General features: G+C 69.3%; 7 protein-coding genes and 1 tRNA gene. 6 read left to right on the forward strand and 2 right to left on the reverse strand.

Going from position 1 to position 9,388, the window contains the following annotated elements:
* Positions 1-20 precede the first annotated feature (20 nt).
* Positions 21-1,670 (reverse strand): DUF885 domain-containing protein, encoded by a 1,650-nt coding sequence (locus AC07FN_RS03045; protein ID WP_478394068.1) that lies wholly within the window; start codon positions 1,668-1,670, stop codon positions 21-23.
* A gap of 163 nt (positions 1,671-1,833) precedes the next feature.
* Here AC07FN_RS03045 and AC07FN_RS03050 point away from each other — a divergent pair, with 163 nt between their 5' ends.
* The 5 genes from AC07FN_RS03050 to AC07FN_RS03070 all read left to right on the forward strand — a co-directional run bounded on the left by AC07FN_RS03050 (position 1,834) and on the right by AC07FN_RS03070 (position 6,480).
* On the forward strand, positions 1,834-2,655 hold the full coding sequence (locus AC07FN_RS03050) for a GNAT family N-acetyltransferase (protein WP_452617928.1): 822 nt from the start codon (positions 1,834-1,836) through the stop codon (positions 2,653-2,655).
* Positions 2,656-2,791: 136 nt separating this feature from the next.
* Entirely contained in the window at positions 2,792-4,060 is a 1,269-nt protein-coding gene (locus tag AC07FN_RS03055) for an MFS transporter (RefSeq protein ID WP_478394069.1), read from the forward strand.
* A gap of 216 nt (positions 4,061-4,276) precedes the next feature.
* Complete coding sequence (locus tag AC07FN_RS03060) at positions 4,277-4,516, forward strand: DUF6158 family protein (protein WP_132482330.1); 240 nt, start codon at positions 4,277-4,279, stop codon at positions 4,514-4,516.
* Entirely contained in the window at positions 4,509-5,846 is a 1,338-nt protein-coding gene (locus tag AC07FN_RS03065) for an NAD(P)/FAD-dependent oxidoreductase (protein WP_478394070.1), read from the forward strand. The genes AC07FN_RS03060 and AC07FN_RS03065 overlap by 8 nt, the downstream gene beginning before the upstream one ends.
* A gap of 4 nt (positions 5,847-5,850) precedes the next feature.
* A complete protein-coding gene (locus tag AC07FN_RS03070) occupies positions 5,851-6,480 on the forward strand; it encodes a UdgX family uracil-DNA binding protein (RefSeq protein WP_478394071.1) in 630 nt (209 codons plus the stop codon).
* Here the strand turns inward: AC07FN_RS03070 and AC07FN_RS03075 are convergent.
* Complete coding sequence (locus AC07FN_RS03075) at positions 6,463-7,797, reverse strand: phenylacetate--CoA ligase family protein (RefSeq protein WP_478394072.1); 1,335 nt, start codon at positions 7,795-7,797, stop codon at positions 6,463-6,465. The genes AC07FN_RS03070 and AC07FN_RS03075 overlap by 18 nt on opposite strands.
* A 148-nt stretch (positions 7,798-7,945) precedes the next feature.
* Here AC07FN_RS03075 and AC07FN_RS03080 point away from each other — a divergent pair.
* Positions 7,946-8,018 (forward strand) — tRNA-Ala (locus tag AC07FN_RS03080).
* Positions 8,019-9,388: the final 1,370 nt, after the last annotated feature.

Below are 9,388 nucleotides of genomic sequence, written 5' to 3' on the forward strand. Positions count from 1 at the left end.
CCTGGATGTCGCAGGAGCCGTCAGGCGAGCTCCTCGCGGACCAGAACGTCCAGCGTGGACAGCGGAAGCGCGCCGTGCCGCAGGATCGCGTCGTGGAAGCGGCGGATGTCGAAGGCGTCGCCGAGCCGGTCGCGGGCCGCGGCGCGGATCCGCTCGATCTCCAACCGTCCCACCAGGTACGACAGCGCCTGGCCGGGAATGCTGATGTAGCGGTCGACCTCGGACGCCGCTTCCAGTGGGGACAACGTCGTGTGCGAGAGCATGAAGTCGAGCGCCTGCTGCCGGCTCCAGCCGAACTCGTGCAGCCCGGTGTCGACCACCAGCCGGGCGGCGCGCAGCAGGTCCTGCACGACCATGCCCAGCCGTGCCAGGTCGCTGGAGTACAGCCCCATCTCGTCGGCCAGCCGCTCGGTGTAGAGGCCCCAGCCCTCGCTGTAGGCGGTGATGCCGACCAGCCTGCGCAGCAGCGGGAGATCGGTGCGTTCCTGGGCCAGGCCGAGCTGCAGGTGGTGGCCGGGCACGACCTCGTGGAAGGCGATCACCTCCGCGGCGAAGCGGGGTCGCTGCTCGGCCCCCTGGGTGTTCGCGAAGTACACGCCGGGCCGCGATCCGTCGAGCGCGGGCGAGATGTAGAAGCCGATCGGCGTGCTGTCCGACGCGGTGCCCGGCACCGGCCGCACCTCGCACGGCTGGCTCGCCAGCAGCCCGAACCACTGCGGCGCAACGGCTTCGGCCCGGCTGATCGCCTCGCGCGCCGCGGCCAGCATCTCCTCGCCGTCGCGCCAGTACAGCTCCGGATCGGATTGCAGGCGGCGCAACACCGCGTCGGAATCGGCTTCGCCCCAGATCCTCGTGCCGAGCTCGCCGACCTCGCCGCGCAGCGACGCGAGGTGGGACCGTCCGGTCTCGTGGAGCTCCTGCGGGGTGCGATCGGTGGTGGTCTGGGCGTGCACCAGCCGCCGGTAGGTCTCGCGGCCGCCGTTGATCCAGCACAGCCCGGGCTCGTCGGCGGGGCGGGCGTGCGGCGCGATCTCCTCGGCGAGCACGTTCCGGTACTGCCGCAGCGCCGGGTGCACCGCGTCGGCGAGCAGGCGCTTGCGCTCGGCTTCGAGGGTCGGTTCGGGCAGCTCCGGGGTCAGCAGCGGGTCGGCTTCGGGCGTGGCGAGGTAGTCGTCGAGGTGCTCGATCGCGTTGCCCACGAGCGGCCGCACCGGGACGCGTCCGGCGGCGATCCCGTCGCGGAGCCGTTGCGCCGCGGATGCGGTGAACTCGGGGATCCGCCGCAACCGCTGCAGGAAGTCCTCGCCCTGCCGGGCGTCGGCCACCGGCACCTGGCCCAGGTGGAACAGCAGGCCCGCGACCGGCGCGAACAGGTTCCCGATCACGGTGTACTCGGCGGGGCGGGCGTCGAACTCGTCGACCAGCGCCTGAGCCTGCTGCACGACCACCGCGATCGTCAGCCGCTGCTCCAGGTCGGCGTGCGAGGTGTCCACCGCCATCGCGCGGACGCGGATGTCCTCGGCGCGCGTTCGCAGCGCCAGCTCGGCTTCCGCGGAAATGCTCGGCAGCCGGTCGTCGCGGTCCCGGATCCCGTAAAGCGTCGCGCTGACCGGGTCGGCGTCGAACATGACGGACAGCAGCTCGTCGGCGAGTTCAGTGGGCGTGCTCACAGCACTCCATCCTGCCTCAATCTCCCGACGGGAGTCTGTCTTGAGCGGCGGTAGCGGCTTGCGGTCTAGGACACAGCTTGTTCCGCTACCCGCGCCGCCACGCAAACCACATTTGAACCACTCTTCTGCGCGCTGCATCGAATGGGGCGGGGACAATGAATGCGTGGACCCGTTGCACGACCCTGACGACGAAGCCCTGCTCGACCCGCGCCAGGCCCGCGATCTCGCCGGGCTCGTCGAGACCGCGAGGCTGGCCTCGGCCATCGTGCGGTACGGCCTGCGCACACGAGTGGGCGCCGCGACCGTGGTGCTCAACCAGGACAACCCGCTGCCGGCCGCGAACCACGCCTGCGCGCTGTGGGGAACGCTCGCCGAGGTCGCCGGAACCCTGCTGGAACTGGAGCAGGTCTTCGCCGAGGCCGGCCGCGACGAGGCCGTCGTCTACGCCTCGCCGACGACGGTCGCGGAGATCGAGGGCATCGCCGACGACGCCGGATGGCGTGCGGTGGAAGAACTCGTGGCGATGCTGCACAGGAATCGCCAGTACGCCAGGGGAGAAGCGCGCCCGGCCGAAGACCGCGACCTGCCCGCGATCGTGGACCTGATCGCCGATGACGCCGAGCTCTCCGACGCGGGCGAGCGCCGGCTGCTGCGCAACCTCGGGCACCGGATCGACGACCCGCGCTGCGTGCTGCGCGTCGTCGACGACCCAGGCGCCGACCGCATCGCCGGGTTCGCGCAGGGTTTCATCGAGCGCGGCATCGGCCTGGTCGAGCAGGTGATCGTGCGGCCCGGTCGCCGGCGCCGCGGCGTGGGCCGGGAGCTGGTCGCCGACGTCGTCGACGAGCTGCGCGAGCGGGGATCGCTGCTGGTCGCGGCGCACACCGAAGAAGGCGGCACGGCCGAGCGGTTCGCGGAGGCCTGCGGTTTCGAGGTGGTCTACGGAGTGACCGCCTACGCGCGCCGGATCGACGAACTCCTGTGATGTGCGCCGCTCGCCCGGAATAGCGGTGCGGGGCAGGCGTTAACACTGACGAAACAGTGCCTGCGGCGCGGTAACTCGATTGACCGCGCCGCAGTGCGCTGCTTCCCTTAGTTTGCCTAAACACTTGGGAGGAACGGTGTCGAGCAGCCCGGTCACGGCGGACGAGACCACCGAACCCGTCGACAGCGGCGACGCCGGCATCAGCTCCCTACCCCGCGAGATCTGGATCCTCGTCGTCGGCAGCTTCATCGTCGCCGTCGGCATGGGCATCGTCGCGCCCGCGCTGCCGACGTTCGCCACCAGCTTCGACGTCGGCGTCACCGCCGCCTCCTTCGTGATCAGCGCGTTCGCCCTGATGCGGCTGGCCTTCGCGCCGGTCAGCGGCCGCCTGGTGTCGTTCTTCGGCGAGCGCTCGATCTACGTGTGGGGCATCACCATCGTCGGCATCAGCACCGCCGCCTGCGCGTTCGCGGGTTCCTACTGGCAGCTGCTGATCTTCCGCGCGCTCGGCGGCACCGGCTCGACGATGTTCACGGTGTCGGCCGTGGCGCTGTTGGTCCGCCTCGCCCCGCCGCACCTGCGCGGCCGCGCTTCCGGCGTGTGGGCGACGAGCTTCCTGCTGGGCAACGTCTCCGGGCCGATCATCGGCGGCGTCATGGTCGGCTACTCGCTGCGCCTGCCGTTCATCACCTACGGGATCGCTTTGTTCATCGCGGCGTTCATCGGCTGGCTGCTGCTGCGGAAGTCGACGCTCGCCGCGCCGCAGCCCGACAACGGAGCGCCGTCGATGACGGTCCGCCAAGCGCTGAGCCAGCGCGCCTACCGGGCGGCCATGCTGTCGAACTTCAGCAACGGCTGGGCCGTTTACGGCGTCCGCATCGCGCTCGTGCCGCTGTTCGTGGTCGAGGCGCTGCGATCCACCCAGTCGATGGCCGGCGTCGCGCTTTCCGTGTTCGCCGTCGGAAACGCCGCGGTGCTGCTGCTGTCGGGCCGGATGGCCGACAAGCGCGGCCGCAAACCGCTGGTGCTCGTCGGCCTCCTGGTCTCCGGCCTGGCCACCGCCTCGCTGGGCTTCGCCGACTCCGTCCCGTGGTTCCTCGCCGCCTCGCTGATCGCGGGCATGGGCGCCGGAATCCTCAACCCGGCCCAGAACGCGGCGGTCGCCGACATCGTCGGCGCGAAGGGCAAGGGCGGGCCGGTGCTGGCCGCGTTCCAGATGTCCGCCGACTTCGGCGCGATCCTCGGCCCGCTGATCGCCGGGGTCCTCGCCGACACGGTGTCCTACCAGGCGGCGTTCGCCGTCACCGGCTTCACCGCGGTCCTCGGCCTGGTGGCCTGGATCGGTGCCCCCGAAACCCGCCCGTCCGCCGCGCCCCGTCCCGCCCCGGCCGCCGACGCGGCGTAACCGTCGGCCAGGGCGATTTCGCGCGAAATCGCCACCCCCGACCCCGCTCCGGGCCTAGCGGAACCCTGAACTCGATCGAGTCGCCGAACGCTCCGTCGCGCCGCAGGCTGGGGAACGATGGGGCAGGTGTCCGGCCGTGGATCGTTGGGTATCCCGGCACTGACGTCGATCCCGCGGCGTCGTGATCCGAGTCTGCCTGCGATGCGGGAGGACGATATGAGCACGACAACCGGAATCCCCGGCTTCGAGCTGGCCGAGGAACTGCTGTTGCAGGAGCTCCGCCACCTGCACGCGACCCGCAACGACACCTTCCTGCACGGCTCGCCGGACGCGTTGCGGGAGCACACGGCGCGCACCTTCGAGCTCGAACAGGAGTACCTGCGGCGGCACCCGGAGCGCGAGGTGGATCCCCGCCGCACCCGATCCGGTGCGAGAGGAGAGCCGCAAAATGCCTGAACCACGTGTCGTGATCGTCGGCGGCGGACACGTCGGCCTGACGCTCGCGCTTCGCCTGCAGCGGAAGATGAAGCCCGGCGAGGCCAAGGTCACGGTGATCGACACCCAGCCGCACATGACCTACCAGCCGTTCCTGCCCGAGGCCGCGGCCGGATCGCTCGAACCGCGGCACGTCGTGGTGCCGCTGCGGGAGGCGCTGCGCCGGTGCGAGGTGCTGACCGCGCAGGTCTCCGCCATCGACCACGCCACCCAGCAGCTGACCGCGACCCTCGGCGACGGCACCGTCGAGCGCTTCGGCTACGACATGCTGGTGGTGGTCCCGGGGTCGATCTCGCGGGCGCTGCCCATCCCCGGCCTGGCCGAGCAGGGCGTCGGGTTCAAGACCATCGGCGAGGCGATCTTCCTCCGCAACCACGTGCTGTCCAGATTGGACATCGCAGCGAGCACGACCGACGAGCGACTCCGCCGGCGGCTGCTGACGTTCGTGTTCGTCGGCGGCGGCTACGCGGGCATCGAGGCGATGGCCGAGCTGGAGAGCATGGCCCGCTACGCGATCCGCAGCTACCCGCAGGTCTCGGCGAGGGACATGCGCTGGGTGCTGGTGGAGGCGATGGGCCGGATCATGCCCGAGGTCAGCCCGCCGATGAGCGAGTACACCAGGCAGCGGCTGGAGGAACGGGGCATCGAGGTGAAGCTGAACACCACCGCGAAGTCCTTCGTGGACGGACATGCGGTGCTCTCCGACGGAGACGAGTTCGACACCGACACCCTGGTGTGGACGGCGGGCGTCAAGCCGCACCCGATGCTGGAGGACAGCGACCTGCCGAGGGATGCCAAGGGCCGCCTCGAATGCACGGCCAAGCTCCAGGTCCGCGGCACCCACAACGCGTTCTCGGCCGGCGATTGCGCCGCGGTGCCGGACCTGACCAGCAGCGACCCGGACGCGCTGTGCAGTCCGTCGGCGCAGCACGCGGTCCGCCAGGCCAAGGTGCTGGCGGACAACCTCCTCGCGATGCTGCGCGGCGAACCGCTCGTCAACTACAAGCACAAGTACGCGGGATCGGTGGCCGGGCTCGGCCTGTTCCAGGGCGCCGCCGAGGTCTACGGGATCAAGCTCAAGGGCTTCCCGGCGTGGTTGCTGCACCGCACCTACCACCTCGCGAAGATGCCGACCGCGTCCCACAAGGCGCGCATCCTCGGCGACTGGCTGCTGGAACTGCCGTTCCGCCGCCAGGTCGTCGCGCTCGGCGAACTGCACGATCCCCGCGCCGAGTTCGTCAAGGCGGCCAATACCCGCGGCCTCCCGAAACCCCACGGCCACGCCGTCTGACCCCATGTCCGGCGCCGAGGAGTTCGTCCCGTCCAGGGCCCGGTTGCCCGGCCTGCGGAAAGCGGTTCAGGACTGCCAGGGCTGCGGCCTCTACCGCGACGCGACCCAGGCCGTGTTCGGTGCCGGCCCGGAGACGGCGGAGGTCGTGGTGATCGGCGAGCAACCCGGCGACCAGGAAGACCGGCGGGGCGTGCCGTTCGTCGGGCCTGCGGGCGGGATGCTGGACCGCGCGCTGGCGGAGGCCGGCATCCGGCGTGACGACGTCTACGTCACCAACACCACCAAGCACTTCAAGTTCGAGCGCACCAGCGGGAAGCGGCGAATCCACCGGAAGCCGTCCCAGACCGAGGTCAATGCGTGCCGCCCGTGGCTGGATGCCGAACTGCGGGTCGTCGCGCCTCGGCTGGTGATCTGCCTCGGGGCGACCGCCGCGCAGGCGATGCTGGGCACGTCGTTCCGCATCACGAAGGATCGCGGCACGGTGCTGGACCTCCCGGACCGCGACGCCCACGTGCTCGCCACGATCCACCCGTCGGCGATCCTCCGCTCCGACGACAGGGAGGCGATGTACCAGGGGTTCGTCGCGGACCTGCGGGTGGCGGCGCGGGCCCTGCGCTCACTCGATGCCGGGTAGCGGGCTGACCCCGTGCTCCCACCGCACCAGGCGCTGCGCCTTGCCGGTGGCGACCCGCGGCACGTGGTCGAGCACCCGGACGATGCACGAGATGTCGAGCCGGGCGAGCAGCGCGGCCGCCAGCTCGCGCGCCAGGAGCTCGGTGTCGCCGTTCGGATCCCGCGGCTCGACCGCGACCCGCAGCTCCGGGCGCGACCGGTCCCGGCGGTCCTCGACGATCAGGTAGTGCGGCGCCACCCGCCGATCGGCCAGCAGCACGGCCTCGATCTCCGACGGGAACACGTTGACACCGCGGATGACCACCATGTCGTCGGTGCGCCCCAGCACCCGGCTCATCCGGCGCAGCGTCCGCGGCGAACCGGGGGCGGGCCCGCTCAGCGACGCCACATCGCCGGTCCGGTAGCGCAGCAGCGGGGTGCCGGACTTCGTCAAGGTCGTGAACACGAGCTCCCCGACCTCGCCGTCGGGCAGCGGCTCGCCGTCCGGGCCGACGACCTCGGGGAAGAAGTGGTCCTCGGCGATGTTCAGCAAGCCCCCGGAGTCCAGCGACTCGCAAGCGACGCCCGGCCCGATCACCTCGGCGAGCCCGTAGACGTTGAGCGCCCGCAACCCCAGGAGCCCCTCGATGCCCTGCCGCATCTCCTCGGTCCAGGGCTCGGCGCCGAACAAGCCCACCCGCAGCGACAGCTGATCGGCGGTGATCCCGGTAGAAGCGAGCGCCTCGCCGAGGTAGGTCGCGTACGACGGTGTGCAGCACAACACATCAGGACTCAGATCGAGCAACAACCGCAGCTGCCGATCGGTCGCGCCGCTGGAAACCGGGAGCACGGTCGCACCCAGCCGCGTCGCCCCGTGATGGACGCCGAGCCCGCCGGTGAACAGGCCGTACCCGTAGGCGCAGTGCACGACGCTGCGCCGCGTCACGCCGGCGCCGCCCAGCGCCCGGGCCATGACCTGTGTCCACACCTCGATGTCATGCGCGGTGTAGGGCACCAGGGTCGGGCGGCCCATCGTGCCGGACGTGCCGTGCACGCAGACGATGTCGTCCTCGGCCGCCGCGCGAAGCCCGAACGGGTAGTGATCCCAGAAGTCCTGCTTCGAGACGAACGGCAACCGGTGCAGGTCTTCGAGCCGCACGTCGGAGCCGGCCGAGACGCCGCGCTCCCGAAGCCGCCCGGCCTGCAGGCCCCCGGCGGCCAACAGCCGGTCGACCAACTGCCGCAACCGTCGTTCCTGCAGCTCACGGCGTTGCTCGGGGGTCACGCCCTCGGCCTCGGGAGCCACCAGCGGAGGATGCACGCGCTGTGCTGTCGCCACGCCCCACGGTGTAGCAGCTCGACCGAGCCCGTGGGTAGATCCAACAGGGGGGACCCCCCTGAAAACCCCTCCGGAGCCTGTTGTACTGTTATGGCACACGAGGTGAGCGGGGCGGAAACGAACCGAACACCTCGGGAAAACAGAACAAGGGGCTGTGGCGCAGCTGGTAGCGCACTTGACTGGCAGTCAAGGGGTCACGGGTTCGAATCCCGTCAGCTCCACCCAATTCAGAGGGCCGGTTACCAGGGAGAAATCCCAGGTAACCGGCCCTCTGGTCGTTCTGCGGGCGACTTGAACGGCGACTCGCACGGCTCGGAGTTGGGGACCATCTGGGGACCAGGCTGATCTGGCCTTTCGCCCTAGCGTGCGGTGTTCAACTTTCTCTACTTCACCAAGGGCGGCCCCTGCGGGGCCGCCTGCCTGCTGTATGCGAGCCCCGGCCAGGCCTGGGGCACGCCGGGCTGCGGCTGGCGCCGGTCCCGGCGACCCCGGCGGCCGGGGCGCAGAAGGAAGGCAGGCGGCCAGGAACCGCGCAGGAGCCGCAATGATGAACCGAAGCCCAAGCACCAGAACGACCAGAGCCAGGAGCACGGCGAGCACTATGCCGCCGAGGCATCGAGAGATGCACCTGGATTCCGAGCCGGAGACGCCCGCGTCTTAGGTGCTCTCCCGAACAGGTTCAACGGACCAGTGCTGGGCATGCTGCGAGGGTGGGCGGCTTGCCAGTTCCTACGGGCATGCCAACGCTCCGGCGGCGTAAGCGGTTTCCCGGCTGTGGCCCCTCTGCGATGGAAGCACGCGAGGTCCAATTTGATTCAAGTCGTGCTGCACGAATGTGGTTGCCTGGCTGTGGTTATCTAAGAGGGTGTCTCATTTCGCGAGTTCAGATTGCGTGTATTGTATCTACTTGCCAATTGAAGAGGGTCTTATTTCGAAGCCTGATCGGCCGTGGATGGCAAATGTCCGCGCACCCTAGAGCGCCACACCGGACAGGCTATCTTCGGGTATGATGTGGTGAGCGCGCGTCTTTCCATGCGGACCAAAATATGCGAATAGCAAAGTCGTACATCACACTGGGGCGCCGAAATACCAGGCACGGTGAGTTGCGACCATGGTCGCCTGCAGTGTATACGGTCATATAAACAACGCTATCAGTTGCGATGATTCGGCAAAGGTGGGGGAAGTTGTACAGTCGCAATTCTGTGTCGGATAGCGTCGTGATCCGTTCGGATATGTAGTTGATGTTGCTTTGAATTTGGTTAGCGAGCGATCCTTCATGAAATCCAGGGTCATGTCGGGAGACCTCCGCTTCTCGCCGACCAAGCCATGAGCCTGGTCCATTCACGTCGGGATCGGGTAGTAGTATGCGCACTGACTCAAGGCTGGAATTGTTCCGGAACACCGCGTCAAAGCTATCCCTCGTTAATTCGTTACCGCGGCTTGTGAAAGCGCCGATCCAACGAGCTCTAAGCAGATCGCTGGCCAGATCTTTATTGGCCTGTGGACAACGAGAAATGCGCTCCGGCCCGGCGGCAGGCGGCGACCACGCCGGCTGTGTAGAACTTCGAGTCCGCACGAACGATCCGTATTC

This window comes from Saccharopolyspora sp. NPDC045941, assembly GCF_056431445.1.